The organism is Hymenobacter sp. UYAg731 (assembly GCF_054061335.1).
The window spans coordinates 213771-236623 of sequence record NZ_JBSSEC010000001.1; the positions used below are offsets into that span (position 1 = coordinate 213771).

Consider the following 22853-nt stretch of genomic DNA (forward strand, 5'->3'; position numbering starts at 1 on the left):
GTTGGGCGTTCATTAAACAACTAGTGTTGTGGTTAAGAAAAGACTAATACCCTGCTTGGATGTGCGCGACGGGCGCACCGTAAAGGGCATTCAATTTGAAGGCCTGCGCGATGCCGGCGACCCTGTGGCGCTGGCCGCCCGCTACGCTCTTGAGGGGGCCGACGAGCTGGTATTCCTAGATATTACTGCTACCAACCAACGCCGCCAGCCCCTGACGGAGCTGGTGCGCGACATCGCCCGCGTGCTGGATATTCCTTTCACGGTGGGCGGTGGTATCAGCACCGTAGCCGATGTAGAAGCGCTGCTGCTCAGTGGGGCTGATAAGGTTTCCATCAACTCTGCTGCCCTGGCCCGCCCGGCGTTTATCTCGGATTTAGCGCGGCGTTTCGGCTCCCAGTGCGTCGTAGTTGCCGTCGATGCCCGCATAGTGGATGGCGAGTGGCAGGTAATGACGCGGGCCGGTACCACGCCCACGGGCCGGCAGGCGGTCGACTGGTGCCGCACGGCCGCCGATTTAGGGGCCGGCGAACTCTTGCTGACCTCCATGAGCCACGACGGCACCAAAGCCGGCTTCGCCCTGGAGTTGACTAGGGCGGTCAGCGATGCCGTGTCCGTACCTGTAATTGCTTCCGGGGGTGCCGGACAGCCTTCTGATTTTACCGCCGTTTTTGAAGTTGGGGGGGCCGATGCGGCCTTGGCCGCCAGCATTTTTCACTTCAATGAAACTGCCCTGCCCACGCTTAAGCAGTACCTGCACACGGCGGGCATTTCTATTCGCTTATAATACTGTGTTTTACCGTTTTTTTAATTTCTGTGATGCCTGTTGCTCCCACCGCGCCTGTTGGCCTTCGTTTTGATGAAACTACCGGCCTGGCCCCGGCAATTATCCAGGATGCTGACACCGGCCAAGTGCTGATGCTTGGGTATTTTAATGCCGAAGCCTGGGCCAAAACGCAACAGGAGGGAAGGGTGACTTTTTTTTCCAGGTCAAAAAACAGGCTCTGGACCAAGGGCGAGTCAAGCGGTAATTTTCTCACTGTAGTAAGCACGCACATTGATTGTGATGCCGATACTATCCTTGTTCGAGCCCTCCCGGCCGGCCCAACCTGTCACCGCGGCACCGTCAGTTGCTTCGTACAGGCTGATGAAACAGTCGCCCCAGCTGCTCCCATTGGCTTCCTAGCTAGTCTAGAGCGGCTTATTGCTGAGCGGCACCGGTTCCCGGAACGGGCGCCCACGTCGTACACCGTTTCCCTATTCAACAAAGGCATTGCAAAAATCGCTCAGAAGGTGGGCGAGGAGGCTGTGGAAACGGTGATTGATGCCGTTGCTGGCAGTCGTGTCACTTTACCTGGCGAAGTCGCCGACTTGATGTACCATCTTCTGGTCCTCCTGGAAGCATCTGGAGTCACCACCTCGGAGGTAATAGAAGTGCTCCAGGAACGGCATCGTCTGCCTAACACCCGTCATTTGACCGAGTTGTAACTGCTTGCTGGCTTTACAATTAGCTTTTGTACCTATAAAGAGCTGTTTATTTGTCGGCGTATCTTTTCGAGCAAGGCAATAGCAAGCGTTATGTCTTCCTCTTCTGTAATAGTAAGTTCAGTATTAATTCCAGGGCCACTTATCTTCACTTGGTAATCTGTTTTCGTAGTTTCCACTAATGAAGGCTTGAACGGAACAACCGGCCCGACATCCGATAGGTTGTGAGTGTTAATCTCTTGTGCTTCAGTATTATTCTGCGGCGTCGTTACTCGTTGAAGTTCCTCGGCTATTACTTTCGGCGTTGCTGTAGGGTTTGTTACGAGTCCAAACAGTGTGGCAATGGCGTCCGTATTTCTTTCTGTTGGGGAATGCTCATTACCGTTATTATGCAGTTTTCTGGTACCGTTTGGCTGACTACTTTGGGTACTGCCTTCCAGCAACGAATAATCTCTATCACCTTTGGAAACTGTCGTGCCGGTTGGCGTCACTGCTAATGAAGAGTTGTCTTCAGTCCTGAACGCGTTGACGTTTGGTACCGGGCTGGCGAGTTGTTGTTGCCTGGCCGGCTGTTTTGCTGAGATGGCGTCAATATCAGCAATTGTGTTGTGTTCATCTAGCAGCCCAACCATTCTGCAGCCGTCTACGAATGCTTTAGCAACGCCTTGGGCATTTATCTCCTCAACGCCGAACTCGCGTATCAGCATTACATCCAACATCTGAACTGGTAATTCCCTGGAGCGGAATTTGCGGCAAATTTGAGTGAATAGGGGTGGGGTTAGGAATGCTTCTCGATGAAAAGCTAATTCTTCTTGTTTATCGTACGCGTGTTTTATTCGCTTGAACAGCGTTGTTGTTGTGAGTAATTCGCGTTTGCTAGTCACAAGCCCAAATTTGACGGCTGACCCGATTATTGCTTTAAAGGAGCCGCTCACCTTTCTGTTTAGTTTCCTAGCTGCGGTCTCTATTGTGCATTTTCCACCAGTGTCGTCTGTGATTTCTGCTAATTCCCAAGCTCCGGTATAACTCGTTCGTGGGTAGTCTATAAGTTTTGGCATTTTGCTTTTTGAATGATTGGGTATTGTATGTAAAAATAGTTTAAAAAAGCAAAAAATATAGAAAATTTATATACTTTTTTAGACTTAATCTCCTTGTTGCATCACGTATTAAAAACTTACGTATTTGGGGTAAAAAAATTAACTCCACTTTACAATAAATCAATATATCTCTTAGGAGCTTAAGTTTCTTAGGCAACCTCTTTACTACAAAAAAGTATGAGCAATTGTGGTATATATCGGCAGTAAGACAAGGACCGTGATATGTTAATAAGTATTAAACAGTATAAAGCTAATCTGTTTTTGTACTTTTTTTTCCTTATTTTTCATTTAATTAGAGGTTGGGTACTTACAAAGAAAGCAGATGGGAACACAAGACAAAATAGGACAAGACAGCGTCGTATGGCGAGGCAACGAACAAGCAGACGTTCAATCCACAAGGTAGGAATGCGTCTGGTATGGAGCATAAAGTGCCACTGCCAGATGCCTACCGGGGACATACAACTGCGCTACCGGAACTTGCTGCGACAAACATGTATCGCACTTGATGTACGCATTTTGAAAGGGGTCGTAAGCAAAGACCATATTCATTTGCATGTGTCGTATCTGCCTGCGCTGGCGTTAAGAGGATTAGTGCGCCAGCCGAAGGGACACATTACCGCATTATTATTACAAGAATTTCCCGAGTTAAAGTCAGTACTAGGGCAGTTATTGAACCATCGTGAAACCTAACGGGGACGAGAATTTTATTCTGGAAAAGCCCACTTGCAGTGGTTGTCTTTCAGTTGGCTTTAGCCAAGACGAGCGGATTTCATTCGCAAAGCAACCCTATGGACTTACAATCCATAATCGTTTAGTTTTCCAAGGCTATCACCAATATCCAAACTCAGAAACTTGTCTTATAATTTATATTATGTTAAATTAAAAGACAAAGTAATACTTCATATATCTCCTAAACAGTTGGTTATAAAAAAGGCCCGCATGAATGCGGGCCTTTTTTATAATACGGAATCTCAATGCTCCCCCTACTTCTTCAGACTCTGCAATTTTGCATTCAGCTTTTCCGATTCAGCAGTACGCCCAAGACGGAAGTATACTTTTTGCAAGGAAGCCAACGTGTTGCGGTCATCGGGCTGCAACTGAAGCGCCTTTTCAAAATATGGAACAGAGGCCTCAAAATATTTTTTGCCCTCAGTTTCAAATTTCTTACCCGAAGCCTGATACGTTTTCAGGTCCATTTTGCTAGCCTTAGTATAAGCATCTGCTGCCTTATTGTAGTTGTAGACGCCAAGGTTAAACTGAGCATCGAAGTTGTTCGGCTCAAGTTCTACGGCCTTCTTATAGTCGGCTACCGCCAACTCAGTCTTCTTTTGCTGGTCATACATAGAACCACGCACGGCGTAAAGGTTTGAGTTGCCTGGGTCAGCAATGATGGACTTGTTAATTTTACCAAGCGCGTCTTCGCCCTTGCCACTAGCAAGCGACATATTCAAATCCTCCAGCATGAAGGCCTTATTAGTGGGATATGCTGCTAACGCCTGCTGCACTACTTTAGCAGCTTCCGCATTGTCGTTTTGCTGCTTAGCCATTTGGAGCAAGCGCGAATACAACGTCACCGACTTATAATTCATGCCCAGCAACTGGTTGTAGCTGGCTTTTGCCCCCGCGTAATCCTGCTTAGCTTCTGAGGCGTAAGCAGAATAAAGCACGGCCGTAGTGTCCTGCGGCTTGATTTTCGAGGCTAGCTTATAGCTTTCGATGGCTTTGTCATAATCCTTAGCATTATAGCTATTCACGGCATCATTAAAGGCGCGGCCGTAGAGACCATCCATTTTAGCAACGGCCTGTTTGCCAAATTCACCATCCTTGGTATCAAGCTCCACAGTCTTGTTATAAGACTCATAGGCTTTTTGAACGCCTTCACCCGGCTGCAACTGCTTACTATAGATAGGGCTTTCCAACATGCCCTGATAGATTTCACCACGGGTATACCAGGTTTTGGCTTTACCGCTGGTCTTTTCATTCACAATGGCCTTATCAATATCAATGCGAGATTTATCAAGCAAGCCGGAGCGTTGATTCAGAATGGCGTTGGTGACGGCTGAAGTTTGGGCGTGAGCCAGCGAGGGCAACCCGCCGGCCAAGGCAACGGCGACGGCAATCGTCAGAAATGTCTTCTTCATGAGTTCGGGAATATGCCGAAATTCAGGGACTGGATGGAAATCACCCGGTTTGATAACAGCGGGGAAAATGAAAAAAAGTGAATTTTGGGAGAAGGCCCGCAACCGGAAACGATGAGAGCCAGTCCAGGGTTCGTCAAAAATAAACGGGGCGACCCAAATGGACCGCCCCGCTCCTACTTCAGCAATTATGCCAAGTCATCGGATTCCGATTCGTCATCGGAATCTTCCTCATCATCATTGTCTTCTTCTAACTCATCGTCGGTTTCGTCAGCCTCGTCAGCATCATCAACAAGAATCTCAGTATCAGTACCGTTAATAGCCGCTTCCCCAAGTACACCACCTTCTTCGGTGGTGGCGAGCAGTGCTACTTCGGTTTCTTCCTCCTTTTCTTCGGCGGCCACTTTAGCTACCGAAGAAATTTCATCATTGCCGCTGATTTTAATCAACCGCACGCCTTGCGTAGCCCGGCCAATAGTGCGCAAATCACTCATTCGCAGGCGAATGGTGATACCAGACTTGTTGATAATCATCAAGTCGTCGGAATCATTTACATCCTTGATGGCCACCAGATTACCCGTCTTATCGGTAAGCTTCATGGCCTTCACCCCTTTGCCACCACGCTTAGTTACCCGGAATCCATCAAGCTCACTGCGCTTGCCGAAACCGTTTTCACTCACCACCAGCAATTCCTGGGTGGGGTCAGATACACAGACCATGCCCACCACGCGGTTACCCGGCACATCTTCGAGGCGGATGCCGCGCACACCGGCAGCGGCACGCCCCATTGAACGGGCCTGGCTTTCGTTGAAGCGGACGGCACGGCCGGCCCGCGAGGCCAGGATGACTTCCGCGTTCGGTGCCAGCAGCTGCACGTCCAGAATCCGGTCGCCTTCGTTGATGGTGATGGCATTAATGCCGGCCGTACGGGGACGCGAATACGCTTCGAGCGGCGTTTTCTTCACGGTGCCCTGCTCGGTACAGAACATCAGGAAGGTATTTTCGAGATAATCCGGGTCTTTGAGGCCGCGCACGTTAAGGACAGAACGCACTTTGTCTTCGCGCGGAATCTCGATGAGGTTTTGCAGCGGCAGGCCTTTGGTGGCCTTCCCTCCTTCCGGCACCTCGTACACCTTGAGCCAGAACACGCGGCCAAGCTCGGTGAAGAACAACAGGTACTCATGGGTCGTGGCCACGAAGAGATGCTCCGTGAAATCGTCCTTCTTGGAGATAGCCCCACGCGAACCAGCCCCACCGCGGCCCTGGGCGCGGTACTCATCCAGATTAGTGCGCTTGATGTAGCCTTCGCGGGAAATGGTGATAACCATCGCCTCGTCGGCAATCATGTCTTCCGTCGAGAAGTCCCCACCGATGTAGTTGATTTCCGTGCGGCGGGCATCGCCGTACCGCTCCCGGATGTCTATCAGCTCGGTTTTGATGATGCCGCGTTGCAATTCGTCCGACTCAAGCACCGATTTCAGGTAGTCGACCAGCTTCATCAACTCGTTGTATTCGGCCACAATCTTGTCACGCTCCAGGCCGGTGAGGCGCTGCAGGCGCATGTCCAGAATGGCTCGGGACTGCACTTCGCTCAGGGCGAAACGCGAGATAAGCTGACCACGAGCCACTTCGGGGTCGCGCGAGCCCCGAATGAGGGCAATAACTTCGTCCAGATGGTCGAGGGCGATAAGCAGGCCTTCGAGGATGTGGGCACGCTTTTGAGCTTCGGCCAGCTCGTAGCGCGTACGGCGCACGATGACTTCAGCACGATGCTCGACAAAATACTGGATGAGCTGCTGTAAGTTCAGCGTCATCGGACGGCCCTTGACCAGGCACACGTTGTTGACGCCGAAAGAGCTTTGCAGCTGGGTGTATTTGTAAAGGTTGTTGAGCACCACGCTGGGCATGGCATCGCGCTTCAGGTCGTAGACGATTCGCATGCCGTCGCGGTCCGACTCGTCACGCATGTCCGAAATGCCCTCAATCTTCTTATCGTTAATAAGCGCGGCCGTTTTTTCAATCATCGACGCCTTGTTCACCATGTAGGGAATCTCGGTGACGACGATTTGCTCTTTGCCAGTTTTGGAGGTTTCGAACGAGGCTTTGGCGCGCATAACCACGCGGCCCCGGCCGGTTTCGAAGGCCTGCTTCACGCCCTCGTAGCCGTAGATGATGCCGCCGGTAGGGAAGTCGGGCGCTGTAACGTACTGCATAAGCCCGACCACCGTGATGTCGGGGTTGTCGAGATAAGCAATGATGCCGCTCACGACCTCCGTCATATTATGGGGAGCCATGTTGGTGGCCATGCCCACGGCAATGCCCGTCGTGCCGTTCACCAACAGGTTGGGGAACTTGGCGGGCATCACACTGGGCTCTTCCAGCGAGTCGTCGAAGTTGGGCTGGAAATCAACGGTGTCCTTATCCAGGTCCCCGAGCATTTCATCCGAAAGGCGCTTGAGGCGGGCCTCAGTGTAACGCATGGCCGCCGGCGAGTCGCCATCGACGGAGCCGAAGTTGCCCTGGCCATCAACCAGCGGGTAGCGCAGGCTCCAGTCCTGGGCCATGCGCACCATGGTGTCATACACCGAGGAGTCGCCGTGTGGGTGGTATTTACCCAGGACCTCGCCCACGATACGGGCCGATTTTTTGTAGGATTTGTTGTAGCCCACGCCCAGCTCGCTCATGCCGTAGAGCACGCGCCGATGCACGGGCTTCAGGCCGTCACGAACATCGGGCAGGGCCCGGGAGATGATAACCGACATCGAGTAATCGATGTAGGCACCCCGCATCTCGTCTTCGATGTTAATCGGAATGATTTTTTCGCCTTCCGCCATTGAGGGGGTTGATAGGCGGCTTGAAAAAACCCAAATGAGGTGGTTTTCAGCCGCAGGGTGAATGGTTCTTTATATGCGTGCGAAGATACAATGAAAAGGCCGCAACGGCAAGCGCTGCGGCCTTTTTCGGGCATAAATACGACAAGGGTTACCATAGCCGTACTCCGGTTGCCGAGCCAGCAAAACCACTAAAGCAGCCTCTTCTCTGCTGCCGTCAAAACCGGCTTACCGGATTGACTTACTGCGGTCGTTGTCGTGCTTGGCAGACTTGGAATTATACGTCTTGATTTTCTCGCCGATGGCAGGATTTTGCTTCTTCCAGAGCGGCTGGCCCCGGTATTTTACCCCGCTATGCATGTGGACCTTGCGCGTGTGGCACGATTCGATGGGACAGGTGCGGCAGCTGGCCACGGCCACCAGCAGCAGACAGAACAACGAGCGAAAAAACAGCTTCATGGGGCAAAGGTAACGCATAGGGCAGGCAGCGAAGACGCCCGCCGGGCCAAACGCCGACAGACGGGTTTTAGTCTTCGCCGTCCCATTCTGCCAGGAAGCGGGCCACATAGGCTTCCATATAGGCGTGGCGTTTCCCGGCCACAGCGCGGGCAACGTCCGTATTCAGGCGGTCTTTGAGATGAAAAAGCTTTTCGTAGAAGTGGTTGAGCGTGGGAGCCACGTTCTTCTGGTAGCTGACGAAGCTGGCATGCGCCACGGGCGCAATGGCCGGGTCATGCAGCGGCCGGCCGGCGTGCCCACCGTAGGCAAATGCCCGCGCAATACCGATGGCCCCGATGGCATCCAGGCGGTCGGCATCCTGCACCAGGGCGGCCTCGATGGACGACACCGGCGTAGCCACACCCAGCCCTTTGAAGGAAACTTCCCGGATGACCGTTTCGACGCGCGCAATGGTTGCTTCGGGCACCTGCTGGCTGAGCAGCCAGGCCCGGGCGGCGCGGGGTCCGGCTTCGTAGTCGCCGTCGTGAAACTTCCAGTCGGCAATATCGTGCAGCAGGGCGGCCAACTCGGTTACCAGCACATCGGCTTCGGGATGCGCGACGGCCAGGCGGCGGGCCATCAGCCACACGCGGCGGATGTGGGCCCAATCGTGCCCACTGCCTTCATTGGCAAACTTGTCTTCAATAAAACGGGCAGTGATGGCAAGTACGTCCAAGAGCGCTGATAGAAAAAAGATAAGAAAGGCAGCCGTCCCCTTGGGTGACCACCGTTTGGGAGCAGTGCAAAAGTACGGGCTTATTTCTACACGTTGAGGGTCCGGTTATCCGTCAGGTAGGCTGGTTAGCGGCGCATCGGGTTGGATTTATTGCTTCCCAAATACCGAAATAAATCAGAATGAAGCGTTTCATTTGCGCAAGCAGCCCGGGCCAAGTCCGGCACCAGCATTTGCAGCGGCACCGCTGGCGTAGGGGCAACTTCCGTTTCAGCACGAAATGGCACGGGCACTTTTCACGAGGCTTACACCATGCGTCCCGTACTTAGCCCTTTCAAAGCCCCATTTCTATGATTTCCCGCTACGTTATTTCGTTGGCCCTGCTCCTGCCGCTCGCATCGGCCCCGCAACTGGCCGCCGCGCAGGTGCCGCTGGCCACTCCCGCGCCGGCCGATACCACCCACAAATACCAGAACCCCACCGGAGTATCTTCACCGCTCAAAAAGCCTTTCTTCAAAAGCAAAGGGTTTCGGGCCAGCATCATTCCGGCGGTGCTCATTGGCTACGGAGTCAGCACCATCAATGGCAACGGCTTTTATAGCTCTTACGATGCCAAGAGTGACATTCGCCACGTCTTTGGCGATTACCGAAACCACATCGACGACTTTCTGCAATGGGCACCCTACCTGGAAATCCCCGTCGTGCTGCTGGCCGGCGTAGAGTCACACAGCGACCGGCTGAACCTCGGCCTCGTTATCGTAAAAAGTGAGTTGATTATGCTTTCCTCCGTGTACGTGGTGAAAACGCTGGCCGGCATCGAACGGCCCGATGGATCAGACAAGTTGTCGTTTCCGTCGGGGCACACGGCGCAGGCATTTTTGGCGGCCAGCATTGTGCATACCGAGTTCCGGGACAAGAGCCAGTGGTACGGCATCGGGGCCTACACGCTGGCCACCAGCGTGGCCGCTTTTCGAATGATAAATAATAAGCACTGGGAATCGGATGTGGTGGCCGGGGCGGGCTTCGGGATTCTTTCGGCGCATGTGGCCTACCTCACGCACCGCAACCGCTGGGGCCACAAGCCTACCGGCCACGGCATTGGCGATACCAGCTTCATGCCCATGTGGACCCCAGCGGGCGGCACGGGCCTATGCCTGACCTGGCGGCCCAAATAGCTACACGCAAACGCAAAGCGGCCCGCCGACATCATTTGATTCCGGCGGGCCGCTTTGCGTTTGCGTGGGTTTTATTGAGCTTAAATTACCGGTGGTTCGGCGCTATCCGGGCCGGTGGTGCCGGCAGCGGCCTGCTCATCCAATGCTTCCAGTTCTACTTCCCGTTGCCATAATTGGGCTGGGTTGAACAAGCTGGTAGCGGCAACCAGGTCTTCGAGCAGGTGGTCGTTGGCGGTTTCTGGTTTTTCCGAATTTGGGGGTACTTGATTTGGGTCCATGAGCATTCTACGGAAATAGGGTTCCCTTCGGCTATTGTTTCGATGGAATTGCTATCTACTCCGGAAAATACGCCACCAAAAAAGCCCGTTGCAATCTGGCGATTACAACGGGCTTTAGCATGTGAGCCGCCTGTCGGACTCGAACCAACGACCCTCTGATTACAAGTCAGAAGCTCTACCAACTGAGCTAAGGCGGCAGGTTGGTGGTGCAAAAGTAAACAGCCGGCACCGCTTTCCTAGCAACCGGACCGCATTTAGCGAAAAAAAGAGGACCGGCATCCAGGCTGCCGGCCCTCTTTTCATTGTTTAGCAGCGCTAATTAGCTGCGAATCATGCGCAACTGCTTTTTCAACGCTTCGATGCGCTTCTGGCCTTCGGCGATGCGACCCTGGTACTCCTCGCGGAGCTGGGAAGCATTTTTCGAGCGGGCGAAGAAATCGAGGTTGGTCTGCAACGTCGAGGCGTCGTTTTCCAACTCGTTGATTTCCTTGCGCAAGGCCATTTCCTTGCGCGTAAGCTGCTGCTGAGCCTGCGGACGGGCCTTGAGGCGCGTCACTTCGGTCTGGAACAACAGGTCGGCACGGTCGGCATAACCCAGACCGGGAACGTGGTCGAGGTACTTGCCAAGCAGCGAGAGCAGTTGCTCTTCGCTACGGTCGGCGGTGCCCCGGTTGGGCTGCTCGTCGTTGGCATCGAACTCGGTGGCCCAACCGGCCAGGATTTCACGGAAGCCTTCCAGCGAGCCGGGGGTATCGGCGGTGAGGGCGTTAACCTGCTCCGCGATTTTATCGAGGTGCGCGGTTTGCTCAACCGAAGCCTGCTGCACTTTCTCCTCGCGGAAGCGGCCTCCCCCCTGGCCTTCCTGCTTGGGACGCTCAAACACGGCGTCGCAGGCGGCGCGGAAGCGGTGCCAGAGCTTGTCGGCCAGCTTGTCGGGCACGCGGCCCACATCCTTCCACTCCTTCTGCACGCGGATGATGACCTGACGGGCGGCGTCGCCGTCGGCATTGTTGGCGGCTTCTTCGGCTTGGTCGATGAGGGCCTGCTTGGCCTTCACGTTGGCCGACTTCTCGTTATCAAGCGACTTGAAGAAATCGTTCTTACGATTGAAGAATGCCTTGTAGGCGGCCCAGTACTGCTTGTTCAGGGCATCGGCCTGGGCGCGGGGCACGAGGCCGGCAGCTTCCCACTCGGTCTTGATTTCCTGCAACTCGTCGGTTTTCGAGCGCCACAGATTCACGCGGTCAGTTTCAAAGGTGGCGAAGGGCAGCACGCGCTCCAGCAAGGCCTGCTTCACCGTGAGGTTGGCCTTCTCCACGGTCGAGCGCTGGTCCACGAACTCCTTGCGGCGCTGGTGCAGCACATCCGAAGCGGCGATGAAACGCTGCCACAGCGGCTCACGCTGGTCGTTGGGCACGGGGCCGATGTTCTTCCAGTCCTCGTGCAGCTTGGTGAGCTCATCAAGGGCTTTATTAATACCAGAAGCCGAGCCCAGGGCTTCGGCGCGCTTGATGAGGGCCTCTTTGGCCTCCAGGTTGCGGCGGCGGTCCAGGTCCTTCATCTGCAGGAATTGGCCCTGCTTGCTATAATAGATATCGAGCAGGCCGTGGTAGGTATCCCAGATGCCTTGGCTGTCGCCCTGGGGCACGGCCCCGGTGGCCTTCCACTCGGCTTGCAGCGCTTTCAGCTTGCCGGAACTGTCTTTGGTTTCGGCAGCATCCACCAGCGTGCGGAGCTGGTCGAGGAGTGCTTTTTTCTTACCGAGGTTATCGCCCCGGCTGGCGTCCTCGGCTTTGGCATCCTTGGCACGGCTCTCACGGAATTCCTGCAGGGCCTTATTAAGCTCCTGCTGGCCCTCGGGCTGCTGAAAAGCGAAAGCTTCGGCACCTTCACCACCGGCCGCAAATTTCTCGCGGGCAGCGGTGCGGGCCAGGCCCACGTTGGTTTCGTACTGGCGGGTGAGGTCCAGAATCTGCTTGCGGTTTTTGCCGGCGTTGGGGGTGCGCAACAGGCCCACTAGGTAGTTGGCCTGGGCAGGCAGGTCGAGCGCCGTGAAGTCGGGAGCGGCCGTTTCGGGTGCTTCAGTGTCCTCGCTTTCCACGCCGGTTGCTTCTTCGCCGGCATCAATGGCGGCTACATCGGCCGGAGCCGCATCCAGCGGCGTTTCCGACGAAGTGGGCAACGTGGCCAGGGGCTCCTGAGCAGTTTCCAGCTCCGGAGCATCGTGCAGTTCCACGGTGGGGAGTTCAGGGGCCTGGTTTTCAACGGTGGCGGCGGTGTCCGGGGCGCTCAGCGTTTCAGTGTCGGCAAGGGGCGCGGACGTGGCACTATCGATATGTTCGGCGGCGGGTAGGGCATCGGGATTGGGCGTAACGGCCATTTCTTCGCCGTAGTGCGCAATGGCGCGCGCTTGCGGGGCTGACACATCATGGCCATCTACGGTCACCGAATCAGGAACGTGCTGGGCGGTTTCGGCGGCAGCAGCGGCTTCGGGCGTCCCGGGGTCCGGGGCCGTAGTGCCCAAATCGGTGGCGATTACGGCAGCAGCGGGCGCTTCGGCGGTGCCGGCTCCTTCGGGCTGGCCGGCGGCCAACTCGGGCGTGCCCTGGGCGGGCAGCTCTACCTGGGTTTCGCCGGCCGCGTTGGGCGTGGGCGTGGCCGAGGGGGCGACGGCCTCAGCAGCCGAATCAGCCGGGGCTGATTTGCCCTGAATCTCGGCCAGGCGACGTTGCAAAATGGTCATCCGGTCTTCGCCGGCCGGGTCGTTGCCGCCCGCGAGCGGAGCAGTGGGGTTTTCTTCAGCAGCCATATATCTTCGTAAAAGCCAGCCCGGAGCATGGGGCCAGAGGAGAGAGCAAAAAAGTGTGGGAATAAAACAAACGTCCGAACAAAACCTGCATTAGTTCAGCCGGGGGTCGACAGGATAGTTGGCCAGGACTTTAAACTTGCCCCCTTTCTCCCGCAGGATTTCCCGCCAGAACGCATCAGATGCCAAAGTAAACACTTTCCCGGCGCTTGCGGGGTGACGTATCCAACTCTGCCCCTGCATTTCGCCGGCCAGCTGGCCCGCCGACCACCCCGAATAACCGGCAAACAGCCGCACATCACCGGCCAAAATGGACCCGCTACCGAGCAGCCCGAGGAGGATTTCAAAATCGCCGCCCCAATATACGTCCTGGCCCAGGGCGGTGGCCCCGGGCAGGTCGGCCCGGCGGTGCAGGTAGTGCAGGGTATTGGGCTCTACGGGGCCGCCCACATAGATGGGCACCAGGGCGGCAGCCGTGGCCTCGGGCGGCAGGTCGAGCACGTCGTCGAGCACAAGGCTGGTGGTGCGGTTCAGCACGAGACCAAAAGAACCGTCGGCGGGCTCGTCGCGGCAGAGCAGCACCACGCTGCGCTCGAAGTTGGGGTCGCCGAGGAAGGGCTTGGAGATGAGCAGAGTACCGGGCCGCATTATCAGGAGAGAATGAAAAATGAGGTATAAGAAAGAGGCGGCAGCAGCAGGAATCCGAAACGGAGCGGGGTGGCCTGCCTTGCGCGGGGTCGTATCTTGCGTCCGCAATGCCCCGGCAACCGCTCTCACGGGATAAGTAAGACTGTCATTAGCGGAAAAATGTTCCTCTAATGACTACGCGAAATCAACGCGCAAGCGGTTGCCTTACGCTTGCAATTCATACCCCGCACTTCTCCCCGCATGACTGACCCGCACCTTGCCGACCTGCGCAAAACCTACACCCAGCGCACCCTTTCTGAAGCCGATGTACTGCCCGATGCCGTGGCGCAGTTCCGGGCGTGGATGGAAGAAGCGCTGGTGGCCCAGCTCGACGAGCCCACGGCCATGACTATTAGCACGGTATCGGCCGCAGGTCAGCCGTCGTCGCGCGTGGTGCTGCTGAAAGGCCTGCCCGATGATGCCGGCTTTTTGTTTTACACAAATTACGACTCGCGCAAGGGCCAGGAACTGGCCGGACAGCCACTGGCCGCGCTCAACTTCTTCTGGCCCGGCCTGGAACGCCAGGTGCGCGTGGAAGGCCGCGTGGAAAAGGCCCCGGAAACGATGTCGACCGAGTATTTCCAGAGCCGGCCGCGCAGCAGTCAGGTTGGGGCATGGGCCTCGCCGCAGAGCCAGGTTATCGGCAGCCGCGAAGAGCTGGAAGCCCGCGAAGAGGCCGTGGCCGAAGAATTCGGAGAGCAGAACCCGCTGCCCCGCCCCGACAACTGGGGCGGCTACATCCTGCGGCCCACGCGTCTGGAACTGTGGCAGGGCCGTCCCAGCCGCCTGCACGACCGCATCGTGTACGAGTGGGATGGAACCGTCTGGAAGCGCAGCCGCTTAGCCCCGTGAGGGCACGTCATGCTGAGCGCAGCCGAAGCATCTCTACCGTGTTAGTAAATCATTTACCATTGTGATAGAGATGCTTCGGCTGCGCTCAGCATAACGTTCAAGATTCACTCATTAACATTCAATAATTTCTTGGCTGAAATTCAACCCTTGCGCGGCTGGCGCTACAATGCGACGCTGAGTGCCAACATTGATGCCTACGTTTCGCCGCTGTTCGATGTCGTGTCGGCGAAGCAGCGGGAGGCGCTGTACCGCAATCCCCTCAATTCCATTCACTTGTCGGTACCCCGGGGCGACGACCCGGCCGAGGCGGCGCTGGTGCGGCTGCGCGAGTGGCAGGCCAGCGGCGTGCTGCGACAGGACGAGCTACCCGGCATCTACGCCTATTACCAGTATTTCCAATTGCCCGGCAGCCCCCGCAAATACTGCCGCAAGGGCTTCATGTGTCATATTCGGGCCTATGACTGGGAGGAAGATGTGGTGCTGCGCCACGAAAATACGCTGCCGGCCTCGGTGAACGACCGGGCCGAGCTGCTGGCCCGCACCCAGTTCCAGACCAGCGCCACGCACGGGCTGTACCGCGACGAGGATTTCGAGTTGGAAACCTATCTGGACGAAGCCATGCGCTCGCCGCTAGTAGAAACCGAGGAGGACTACCAGGGCGCCCGCGACGTACTGGCCGTGATTCAGGACGCGGCCATTATCCGGCGGTTTCAGCAGGTGCTGGCGCGGCGCGAGGTGATTCTGGCCGACGGCCACCACCGCTACGAAGGCTCGCTGGCCTACCGCCAGGCCCGGGAGCTGGCCGCCGACGGCCGCGCCACCGGCCGCGAGCCCTGGAACTACCACCTCATGTACCTCACCAACGCGGCGGCCGACGACCTGCGCATTCTGCCCACCCACCGCCTGCTGGTGGACCTGCCCGGCAACCTGAGCGCCGGGGAGCTACTGGATAGGCTGGCCCCGTACTTCACTGTTTTACCTACCGATGATGCCAGTGATTTGCCCGAAATCATTGCGGGCAAGCAGTGGGCTTTCGGCTTGTACGTGGATGGGCAAGCGTTCAAAATCCGGCTTCGGCCCGAGGTACACGCGCAGCTGGACTGGGACACGACCGAGCAGGTAAAGGCGCTGGACCTGACGGTGCTGCACTTTTTTGTATTGGAAAAGGTGCTGGGCATTGTGGGGCCGGATGCGCAGCGGGTGTGGCCGGGCGTGGCCTACGTGCGCAACTTCACCGAATGCCTTCAGCGGGTGGACCGGGGCGAGGCGCGGGCTGCATTCATTGTGAACGAAGTGACGATGGCCGAAGTGGAAGCCGTGTGCCACTCCGGGGCCGTGATGCCGCCCAAATCAACTTTTTTCTATCCCAAAACCATCGGTGGTTTCCTTTTCAGCAGCATTGCCGACGAGGAAGCCGGCAACCTCTTCGCCGAGCATTTTCAGGCCAACCCCGCGTGAAACTCATTCTAGCTTCCAACTCGCCCCGCCGCCGCCAGCTACTGACGGATATGGGCCTGCCCTACAAAATCCGACTGCGCGAAGTCGATGAGGACTTCCCCGCCCACCTGCGCCGGGCCGAAGTCGCCGAATACCTCGCCGCCCACAAAGCCGCCGCCTACGCCCCCGACCTGGCCCCCGATGAGCTGGTGATAACGGCCGACACCATCGTGTGCCTCGAAGATGACGTGCTGAACAAGCCCGCCGGCCGCGCCGAAGCCACCGCCATGCTCACTCGCCTGCAGGGCCGCGCCCACGACGTGTTCACCGGGGTGTGCCTGCGCATCGGCGACGGCCGCCAGGTCGTGTTCTCGGACCAGACCACCGTGCATTTCCGCCCGCTGAGCCCGGCCGAAATCAGCTACTACATCGACACCTGCCAGCCCTACGACAAGGCCGGCTCCTACGGGGCGCAGGACTGGCTGGGCATGGCCGCCATCACCCGGCTCGAAGGCTCGTATTTCAACGTGATGGGCCTGCCCACGCACCGCGTCTGGGCCGAGCTGGAGGCGCTGGGGGCTTTGCCCGGCAGCGTACAGCCTCAATGAGCATGGTAGCAAAGCTACCGGGAGCGCGCTTTTTCGGCATACTAGCACTTGGGATGCTGGCCTTGTGCGCGGGCTACGCGGCGCTGGTGCTGCACAGCTCAACCTGGGCCGAGGCGCGGCAGCTGGACGCTATTTTCCCGTTCTACAAATGGCGCATCCGGCCGTTTTCGGCCGCTGAGTTTTCCCGCGTGGGCCAACTACTGACGGGCGTAGCGGGGTTGTTTACCCTGACGACCGCTACCCTGATAGCCATGCCCGCCGGCCGCGCCGAGGGCCGCCAATGGGGCCGCGAATTGGGCGAAGTACTGGCGGGCCTGCGCCGCACTTTCGGGGCTCTACCAACTACGCAAAGGCATGGCGCGGCCCTGCTCCTGCTGGCCCTCACGGCCTTCCGGTTCATCATCAGCCTGCCGGCCGTAACGCCGGGATATGATGACGTGCCTTCGTACGAAATGTTTGTCAGCAAGAGCCTGCTGGCCGTATCGGGCTACTACCCGGTGCCCAACAACCATGTACTGTCCAACACCATCAGCTGGGTGTTTTATCATGTGAATCCCGGGTTCTGGTTCACCATGCGCCTGCCCGTGGTGCTGGCCGCCACGGTGGCCACGGGGTTGCTGTTTATGGGCTTATTGTGGGCGCGGGCCAGCTTTCGGGTGGCCTGGCTGAGCACGCTATTGTTCAGTCTGGCGCAGCTCAGCCTGTACCACGTAGCCGTGGGCCGGGGCTACTGGCTGCTGACGCTACTGGCAGTGATGGCCTTTTTCGCGTCGCTGGCGTTGGCCAATGACACCCGCCAGCCCCGCGCTGCCTGGACCGGGCTGGTGGTGGGCGGCGTGCTGGGCCTGTACACGGTGCCCACGTTTGCCCTGGTGCTGGGGTCGGCTTTTTCGTGGCTGGGGCTGAGCTATCTGCGGCAGCGCAATTGGCCGGGATTAGCAGTGATGGCGGGGCTAGGCACAGTGGTAGTGGCGGGCAGCATACTGCTGTATGCGCCGTTGCTGTTCATATCGGGGCCGGCTATTTTCTTCAGCAATGGCTTCGTGGCTTCCAAACCATTGGGCGTGTTTTGGCGGGGACTGCCGGCCTACCTCTGGGAAACGGAAGGCTTTCTGGCCGGTCAGGCCAAGGTTGGCGGGCTGCTGGTGGTGGGCATATTGATGGCGGTACTGCTGCTGTGGCGGCGGGTGGCGCAGTGGCCGACGGCACAGCAGCATTGCTGGCAGCGGCTGGTACCAGTTGCGCTGTGGTTCATGGCTTTTCCTTACGCCATGATGGCCGCGCAACGGGTATTTGCCCCCGGCCGCGCGGTGCTCTACAAAGCCTTTTTCTTTTTCCTGCTGCTCGCGCTGGTAGTCGACTGGCTACTGCAAGCGGCTCCAAAAACCTGGCAACGTGGGCTCCACCTGACGCTGGGACTGGTGGCACTGCTCTGGTTCAGCTATGAAATCAACAGCCTGTGGCGCGACAACCAGCGCCCGCGTCACCGCAATGAAGCGCTGTACCAAGCCTTCCAATGGCTCGACCAGCACCCCCAAGCGCCCACGCTCATGCCCGAATCAACCCACAGCCTGTTCGTGCGGATGTACCTGCACTCCGAGCGCCCCGGCCAACGCTGGCCCATTGACCACTTCCCGCAGCCGGGCATAAGCTACACCTACGTGCTGGCTTTCCCCGACCTGCACGGCTGGTTTCAACCCGGGTTTACGTTTCCGCCCGTTTTTCGCAATGAGCAGGTTGAAATATATCGGCTAAACCCAGCCGTAGCCGATTCGGCCAGCGTGGCCGGAGGACTTCCCTCCTATTGGCACCTAGTGGAATAGAGACGTGGTATTTTGCGTCTCGTCGTTAAACGGTTTGCGTCGAACAGTTGAAATCTCACCGCATAAACAACCTCAGCAACGACGAGATGCAAAATATTGCGACTCTACCGTATTAATGCCCCCGGGCCAGCAACGCAATGCCCGCCACAATCAGCAGCAGGCCACCAGCCTGGGGCAGCGTCAGCGCCTCACGTAGCACCACCAGGCCCAGCACGGCCGTCAGCAGCACTGAGCCGCCCACAATCACGGGCGTACCCACGGAGGAATTCACCCCGCGCTGAAACACCACAAACGTCAGGATTTCAGCCAAGCCTACGCCCAAGCCCGCCAGCACCGCCCAGGCCAGCCCCTTGTCCGACACGGCCAGCGGCTGGCCTTGCAGCTTCAGTTTAAGCAGCCACGCGGCCCCGAGGGCGGCGGCCACCAACTGGAGCACCACCGCGCCCACGGCCGGCGGCACATGGTCGGCGGCCAGCTTGATGAAGAAGTTGTAGAGCGCCAGGCACAGGGCCGTGAGCAGCGCCAGGGGCAGCCAGTTCATCATCTGCTTATACAAGCTTGTAGTTGCGGTACTCTCCCATCCGGTAGCCCGTCAGCTGCTCCAGCCAGCGCTTGAACTGGTCTTTTAGCCGGTATTGATTGCGGCTCATGTCATGGTCGTAGCGCCAGTTCTGTTCCCGGATGCGCGGCACCATCACCTGCGGATGCATGCCGGTGAAACGTTGCAGGGAGTCGACCTGGCTGTAGTCGAATTCCTCGGCGGGGGCCACGTTCTGGGCCACCCACTCATCGGAATGCCAGAGCTTGTTGAATGTTTCCTGCTTGCGCTGCATGGCAGCGGGCGTTTTCACCCAGCCGTAATGATGTACGGTAGCATCGAGCAGCTTCACACTCAACTTGCTATTATCGGCCAGCCGGAAGCCCTGCGCATCGCGGTACGAAGCCACCCCAATACCGGGCCGCACAATGCGGATTTCGCGCCGGTACCAGCGGTAGGAATCGCCCACGTAGTCGTAAGAGCCGTAGAAATGCCGGTAGTTCAACAGCAGGCCTTGCACGGATTTATCGTCCTTCCAGCGCTCCATCCCGGCCCGGATGGCCGCGTAATCGGCCTCGTGCAGCACCTCATCGGCTTGCAGGTAAATGGCCCAGTCAGCATCGGCCGGCACGGCGGCCAGGGCCTTGTCGGTTTCCACGGCCAGCACCCGGCCGCCTTCGCGCAGGGAGTCGTCCCACACGGTTTCATAGATGCGGATTTTGGGGGAGTTGATGCTTCTAATCAGGCTCAGCGTTTCATCTTCTGAATTGCCTACAGCTACTACTAATTCATCGCAGAGCGGCAATAGAGAATTAATGCTTTCGAGGACTGGATAGTCGTACTTGATAGCATTTCGGACGAAGGTGAAACCAACTACTTTCATAAGTTCATAGATTAAATTCACAGCCGCTTTACGCCAGACCTTGCCTTTCTAATATGATACCCATTTCCTTTGGAATTTTAGTGATAAGCCTAGCAGTTTGGGCATTCTATAACGAAAACCAGCGCAAACAAAAACTTAGAAGTTCAGGCACACAGGTCTCCGGAATAGTCGTTCGCAACCAAGTTTGCTGGGGCAGAAATACAGTTGTACGACCGATTGTCCGATTTCAATTGACCAGTGGCACCACCATCGAGCTGCTTGATAAAAATGGAACAGCCTTTCTGTTTCCTCGATACAAAAAAGGGGAGCAAGTAAAATTGATTTACGAACCGGGCAACCCAAATAATTTCTCAATTTTGGGTTAATGGCATTAAAATATCATTTATCGCAGCTTCTCCTTTAGAATCTCCAGCTCCACGGCTGGCGAAATCCGCTCGTACAGAATATTAAACGCCGCTTCCGTTATCGGCATGCTCACTTTGAGCTTCTTATTCAGTTCGTGAATGGACTTCACGGCGTAGTAGCCTTCGGCCACCATGTTCATTTCCAGCTGGGCTGATTTCACCGAATAGCCGCGCCCCACCATGCTGCCGAACGTGCGGTTGCGCGAGAACTGCGAGTAGGCCGTCACCAGCAAATCGCCGAGGTAAGCGGAAGCCGACAGGTCGCGGGCCTGCGGGTTGATGGCCTGCAAAAAGCGGCGGATTTCCTGCACCGCGTTGCTCACCAGCACGGCCAGGAAGTTGTCGCCGTAGCCCAGGCCATGGGCGATGCCGCCGGTGAGGGCAATGATGTTTTTCATCACCGCGCAGTATTCAATGCCGTCGAGGTCGGTGGCCGGGTGCGCGCTCACGAAGCGGTTGCGCAGCAGCTCGCAGAAGGCCAGCGCCAGCGCCGCATCTGGCGAGCCGATGGTGAGGTAGCTCTGCTTTTCGAGGGCCACTTCCTCGGCGTGGCACGGCCCGGCGATAACGCCCAGCTGCGTGCGCGGCAGCCGGAACCGCTCGGCCACGTAGTCGGTCACGAGCTGGTTCTTACCCGGAATCATGCCCTTGATGGCGGAAATCACGTTTTTGTGCTTCAGCGCGTCGCGGTCCAGCTTATCGAGCACGGGCTGCACGAAGGCGGCCGGCACGGCCAGGACTAGCCAGTCGGCTTCCTCAATGGCGTCTTCCAGGTCGGTGGTGGGGTACACGCGGTTCAGGTCGAACTGCACGGCCGAGAGGTAGCGCGGGTTGTGGCGGGTGCGCAGCAGGTGTTGCACGTCGTCTTTCGAGCGCAGCCACCAATCCACGCGGGCACCGTTTTCACTGAGGATTTTGACGAGTGCGGTGGCCCAGGAGCCGCCGCCGAGCATGGCAATTTTTTCCAAAGGGGAAGGCGAAATAGTGTTGCGGTGGGAAGTTGAAGCCTCAAAGAACGGCAACTCCCCTCCTTTTTTAAGGAGGGGACATTTTGCTGAAAGCGAAATTGGGGTGGTGAACTCGTTGAACGATATAAGAACGACTCGCACAGAGCATCGTTCGGGTATCGTTCAACGAGGTCAACCACCCCAATTTCAGCTTTGCTGAAATGTCCCCTCCTCAGTTGAGGAGGGGAGTTATTATTCTTACTTGCCTTCGTCGGGGCCTTCCTTCAGGGCTTCTTTGTTGAGGGATTTCTCGTCCTTGATGTCCACCGCCGAGCCGTCTTTCAGGGTTTTGGCCACGGCCCGGAACGGCCCACTTACCACCTGCGCCCCGGCCGGCACGCCACTCAGAATCTCAATATTCTGGAAGTCACTGATGCCGGTTTTCACCGGCGTCATCACCGCTTTGCCGTCCTTAATCACGAACACCACTTCCTGGATATCGGCCTTTTTCGTGGCCGCGTTGGGGTCCACGGCGGTGGCGGTGCCATTGCCCCGGCCGCCCATACGCGGGCCGTTTTTGGCATCGTCAGTTTTAGCCGAGTCCGAACGGGTAGTCACAGCGGCCAGCGGCACGCTTAGCACGCCACCTTTGCGGTCAGTGATGATATCCACGGAGGCCGTCATGCCCGGGCGAAACGGCACCACGATGTGGCCGCGCACATTGCGCAGCAGGTGCTGGTAGCTCTCGGGCAGCAGCCGGATGCGCACCTCAAACTCGGTCACGGCTTCGGCCGTGAGAGCGTCCTTAGCCGTGTTGGCAATGTTGGTCACGAGGCCGCGAAACTTCTCGTCCTTGTTGCTGTAGGCGTCCACTTCCACTTCCACCGAGTCGCCGATGCTCACGTTGTTCACGTCGTTCTCGTTCACGTTCACGCGCACCTCCATGTTGTTGAGGTTGGCAATGCGCATGATTTCGGTGCCGGCCATCTGGGTGGTGCCCACCACGCGCTCGCCTTTCTTCACGTTGAGCTTGCTCACAGTGCCACTCACGGGCGCGTAAATCGTAGTTTTGTTGAGGTTTTTGCGGGCTTCCTCCAGCGAGGCCGAGGCCGCGCTCACGGTGCTCTGCGAGGCCCGGATGGTTTGCTTGGCGCTGTTGATTTCCTCCTGGGAGGCGTTGTAGGCGGCCTGGCTGGCTTCGTAGTCGGCCTGCGAAATCACCTTTTGCTTATACAGCGAGGCATTGCGGCGGAAGGTCAGCTCCGTTTGCTTGGCTGAGGCCATGAGCTGCTGAAGCCGGGCCTGGGCCTGGCCCACGTTGGCGCGCTGGGTGCCCACCTGGGCGCTCTGCATGGCCACCTGGGCCTGGTAGTTATCGGGCCGGATGCGGAGCAGCAGCTGGCCCTTGCGCACGGAATCGCCCTCCTGCACGTAGAGCTCGGTGATTTCGCCCGACACGTCGGGCGAGATTTTCACTTCGGTTTCGGGCTGCACCTTGCCCGAGGCGCTCACTTTCTCCACAATGTTGGTGGGGCCGGCCTTGGCCACCAGCACTTCCACGCCGGGGATTTTGCCCACCCAGCCCTTCTTTTTCGCCACGGTGTAGCCCACGATGAGCACGAGCACCAATCCCAGCAGAATGTACAGTAAACGGTTGTTTTTCATAAGGTTTCATTTAACATTTATCAAGTAACAG

21 protein-coding genes and 1 tRNA gene are annotated in these 22853 nt (G+C 57.5%); 9 read left to right on the forward strand and 13 right to left on the reverse strand.

Annotated features, from left to right (window positions below; all coding sequences use genetic code 11):
• The first annotated feature begins 28 nt into the window (after positions 1-28).
• Positions 29-784, forward strand: coding sequence for an imidazole glycerol phosphate synthase subunit HisF (gene hisF, locus ACVWYF_RS00885; RefSeq protein WP_457063663.1), 756 nt, complete (start codon positions 29-31; stop codon positions 782-784).
• Positions 785-816: 32 nt separating this feature from the next.
• Positions 817-1485 carry a bifunctional phosphoribosyl-AMP cyclohydrolase/phosphoribosyl-ATP diphosphatase HisIE gene (hisIE, locus tag ACVWYF_RS00890; RefSeq protein WP_457063665.1) on the forward strand — a complete coding sequence of 223 codons (669 nt, stop codon included), beginning with the start codon at positions 817-819 and terminating at the stop codon, positions 1483-1485.
• Between the two features lie 32 nt (positions 1486-1517).
• On the opposite strand, the gene ACVWYF_RS00895 is transcribed toward hisIE, so the two are convergent.
• Complete coding sequence (locus ACVWYF_RS00895; protein ID WP_457063667.1) at positions 1518-2540, reverse strand: hypothetical protein; 1023 nt, start codon at positions 2538-2540, stop codon at positions 1518-1520.
• Positions 2541-3020: 480 nt separating this feature from the next.
• Here ACVWYF_RS00895 and ACVWYF_RS00900 point away from each other — a divergent pair, with 480 nt between their 5' ends.
• The gene (locus ACVWYF_RS00900) at positions 3021-3269 is read left to right on the forward strand and encodes a transposase (RefSeq protein WP_457063669.1); all 249 of its coding nucleotides are present in this window, start codon (positions 3021-3023) and stop codon (positions 3267-3269) included.
• A 293-nt stretch (positions 3270-3562) separates the two neighbouring features.
• Here ACVWYF_RS00900 and ACVWYF_RS00905 read toward each other — a convergent pair whose 3' ends face one another.
• The 4 genes from ACVWYF_RS00905 to ACVWYF_RS00920 all read right to left on the reverse strand — a co-directional run bounded on the left by ACVWYF_RS00905 (position 3563) and on the right by ACVWYF_RS00920 (position 8722).
• Positions 3563-4720, reverse strand: a complete 1158-nt coding sequence (locus tag ACVWYF_RS00905; protein WP_457063671.1) for a tetratricopeptide repeat protein — start codon at positions 4718-4720, stop codon at positions 3563-3565.
• Between the two features lie 185 nt (positions 4721-4905).
• The gene (gene gyrA / locus ACVWYF_RS00910) at positions 4906-7551 is read right to left on the reverse strand and encodes a DNA gyrase subunit A (RefSeq protein ID WP_457063673.1); all 2646 of its coding nucleotides are present in this window, start codon (positions 7549-7551) and stop codon (positions 4906-4908) included.
• Positions 7552-7776: 225 nt separating this feature from the next.
• Positions 7777-8007: a hypothetical protein gene (locus ACVWYF_RS00915; RefSeq protein ID WP_457063675.1), complete on the reverse strand. Its 231-nt coding sequence runs from the start codon at positions 8005-8007 to the stop codon at positions 7777-7779.
• A 67-nt stretch (positions 8008-8074) separates the two neighbouring features.
• Positions 8075-8722: an HD domain-containing protein gene (locus tag ACVWYF_RS00920; protein ID WP_457063677.1), complete on the reverse strand. Its 648-nt coding sequence runs from the start codon at positions 8720-8722 to the stop codon at positions 8075-8077.
• 347 nt (positions 8723-9069) lie between these two features.
• Here ACVWYF_RS00920 and ACVWYF_RS00925 point away from each other — a divergent pair, with 347 nt between their 5' ends.
• Complete coding sequence (locus tag ACVWYF_RS00925) at positions 9070-9894, forward strand: phosphatase PAP2 family protein (RefSeq protein ID WP_457063679.1); 825 nt, start codon at positions 9070-9072, stop codon at positions 9892-9894.
• Positions 9895-9974: 80 nt separating this feature from the next.
• On the opposite strand, the gene ACVWYF_RS00930 is transcribed toward ACVWYF_RS00925, so the two are convergent.
• The 4 genes from ACVWYF_RS00930 to ACVWYF_RS00945 all read right to left on the reverse strand — a co-directional run bounded on the left by ACVWYF_RS00930 (position 9975) and on the right by ACVWYF_RS00945 (position 13626).
• Positions 9975-10172, reverse strand: a complete 198-nt coding sequence (locus ACVWYF_RS00930) for a hypothetical protein (protein WP_457063681.1) — start codon at positions 10170-10172, stop codon at positions 9975-9977.
• Positions 10173-10296: 124 nt separating this feature from the next.
• Positions 10297-10369: transfer RNA gene (locus tag ACVWYF_RS00935), tRNA-Thr, on the reverse strand.
• Between the two features lie 122 nt (positions 10370-10491).
• Positions 10492-12981 carry a DUF349 domain-containing protein gene (locus ACVWYF_RS00940; RefSeq protein ID WP_457063684.1) on the reverse strand — a complete coding sequence of 830 codons (2490 nt, stop codon included), beginning with the start codon at positions 12979-12981 and terminating at the stop codon, positions 10492-10494.
• A 90-nt stretch (positions 12982-13071) separates the two neighbouring features.
• Positions 13072-13626 (reverse strand): YqgE/AlgH family protein, encoded by a 555-nt coding sequence (locus ACVWYF_RS00945; RefSeq protein WP_457063687.1) that lies wholly within the window; start codon positions 13624-13626, stop codon positions 13072-13074.
• Between the two features lie 240 nt (positions 13627-13866).
• On the opposite strand from ACVWYF_RS00945, the gene pdxH reads away from it, so the two are divergent.
• The 4 genes from pdxH (at position 13867) to ACVWYF_RS00965 (ending at position 18385) form a co-directional block, all read left to right on the forward strand.
• Complete coding sequence (gene pdxH / locus ACVWYF_RS00950) at positions 13867-14517, forward strand: pyridoxamine 5'-phosphate oxidase (protein ID WP_457063689.1); 651 nt, start codon at positions 13867-13869, stop codon at positions 14515-14517.
• Positions 14518-14646: 129 nt separating this feature from the next.
• Complete coding sequence (locus ACVWYF_RS00955) at positions 14647-15975, forward strand: DUF1015 domain-containing protein (RefSeq protein ID WP_457063690.1); 1329 nt, start codon at positions 14647-14649, stop codon at positions 15973-15975.
• Complete coding sequence (locus ACVWYF_RS00960; RefSeq protein WP_457063692.1) at positions 15972-16562, forward strand: Maf family nucleotide pyrophosphatase; 591 nt, start codon at positions 15972-15974, stop codon at positions 16560-16562. The genes ACVWYF_RS00955 and ACVWYF_RS00960 overlap by 4 nt, the downstream gene beginning before the upstream one ends.
• 2 nt (positions 16563-16564) lie before the next feature.
• Complete coding sequence (locus ACVWYF_RS00965) at positions 16565-18385, forward strand: hypothetical protein (protein WP_457063694.1); 1821 nt, start codon at positions 16565-16567, stop codon at positions 18383-18385.
• 112 nt (positions 18386-18497) lie between these two features.
• Here ACVWYF_RS00965 and ACVWYF_RS00970 read toward each other — a convergent pair whose 3' ends face one another.
• Both ACVWYF_RS00970 and ACVWYF_RS00975 read right to left on the reverse strand, forming a co-directional pair.
• Entirely contained in the window at positions 18498-18929 is a 432-nt protein-coding gene (locus tag ACVWYF_RS00970) for an EamA family transporter (protein WP_457063696.1), read from the reverse strand.
• A 4-nt stretch (positions 18930-18933) separates the two neighbouring features.
• A complete protein-coding gene (locus ACVWYF_RS00975) occupies positions 18934-19806 on the reverse strand; it encodes a glycosyltransferase family 2 protein (protein ID WP_457063699.1) in 873 nt (290 codons plus the stop codon).
• 53 nt (positions 19807-19859) lie between these two features.
• Between ACVWYF_RS00975 and ACVWYF_RS00980 the strand changes: the two genes are divergently transcribed.
• A complete protein-coding gene (locus ACVWYF_RS00980) occupies positions 19860-20171 on the forward strand; it encodes a hypothetical protein (protein ID WP_457063701.1) in 312 nt (103 codons plus the stop codon).
• Between the two features lie 17 nt (positions 20172-20188).
• On the opposite strand, the gene ACVWYF_RS00985 is transcribed toward ACVWYF_RS00980, so the two are convergent.
• On the reverse strand, positions 20189-21178 hold the full coding sequence (locus ACVWYF_RS00985) for an NAD(P)H-dependent glycerol-3-phosphate dehydrogenase (RefSeq protein ID WP_457063702.1): 990 nt from the start codon (positions 21176-21178) through the stop codon (positions 20189-20191).
• 237 nt (positions 21179-21415) lie between these two features.
• Positions 21416-22822 (reverse strand): efflux RND transporter periplasmic adaptor subunit, encoded by a 1407-nt coding sequence (locus ACVWYF_RS00990; protein ID WP_457063704.1) that lies wholly within the window; start codon positions 22820-22822, stop codon positions 21416-21418.
• Between the last annotated feature and the right edge of the window lie 31 nt (positions 22823-22853).

Excerpts from the sequence above, each read along its gene's own strand:
- hisIE (WP_457063665.1), top strand. The coding sequence starts at position 817 with ATGCCTGTTGCTCCCACCGCGCCTGTTGGCCTTCGTTTTGATGAAACT.
- ACVWYF_RS00895 (WP_457063667.1), bottom strand. The coding sequence starts at position 2,540 with ATGCCAAAACTTATAGACTACCCACGAACGAGTTATACCGGAGCTTGG.
- ACVWYF_RS00900 (WP_457063669.1), top strand. The coding sequence starts at position 3,021 with ATGCCTACCGGGGACATACAACTGCGCTACCGGAACTTGCTGCGACAA.
- ACVWYF_RS00905 (WP_457063671.1), bottom strand. The coding sequence starts at position 4,720 with ATGAAGAAGACATTTCTGACGATTGCCGTCGCCGTTGCCTTGGCCGGC.
- gyrA (WP_457063673.1), bottom strand. The coding sequence starts at position 7,551 with ATGGCGGAAGGCGAAAAAATCATTCCGATTAACATCGAAGACGAGATG.
- ACVWYF_RS00915 (WP_457063675.1), bottom strand. The coding sequence starts at position 8,007 with ATGAAGCTGTTTTTTCGCTCGTTGTTCTGTCTGCTGCTGGTGGCCGTG.
- ACVWYF_RS00925 (WP_457063679.1), top strand. The coding sequence starts at position 9,070 with ATGATTTCCCGCTACGTTATTTCGTTGGCCCTGCTCCTGCCGCTCGCA.
- ACVWYF_RS00930 (WP_457063681.1), bottom strand. The coding sequence starts at position 10,172 with ATGGACCCAAATCAAGTACCCCCAAATTCGGAAAAACCAGAAACCGCC.
- ACVWYF_RS00940 (WP_457063684.1), bottom strand. The coding sequence starts at position 12,981 with ATGGCTGCTGAAGAAAACCCCACTGCTCCGCTCGCGGGCGGCAACGAC.
- ACVWYF_RS00945 (WP_457063687.1), bottom strand. The coding sequence starts at position 13,626 with ATGCGGCCCGGTACTCTGCTCATCTCCAAGCCCTTCCTCGGCGACCCC.
- pdxH (WP_457063689.1), top strand. The coding sequence starts at position 13,867 with ATGACTGACCCGCACCTTGCCGACCTGCGCAAAACCTACACCCAGCGC.
- ACVWYF_RS00965 (WP_457063694.1), top strand. The coding sequence starts at position 16,565 with ATGGTAGCAAAGCTACCGGGAGCGCGCTTTTTCGGCATACTAGCACTT.
- ACVWYF_RS00970 (WP_457063696.1), bottom strand. The coding sequence starts at position 18,929 with ATGATGAACTGGCTGCCCCTGGCGCTGCTCACGGCCCTGTGCCTGGCG.
- ACVWYF_RS00975 (WP_457063699.1), bottom strand. The coding sequence starts at position 19,806 with ATGAAAGTAGTTGGTTTCACCTTCGTCCGAAATGCTATCAAGTACGAC.
- ACVWYF_RS00980 (WP_457063701.1), top strand. The coding sequence starts at position 19,860 with ATGATACCCATTTCCTTTGGAATTTTAGTGATAAGCCTAGCAGTTTGG.
- ACVWYF_RS00990 (WP_457063704.1), bottom strand. The coding sequence starts at position 22,822 with ATGAAAAACAACCGTTTACTGTACATTCTGCTGGGATTGGTGCTCGTG.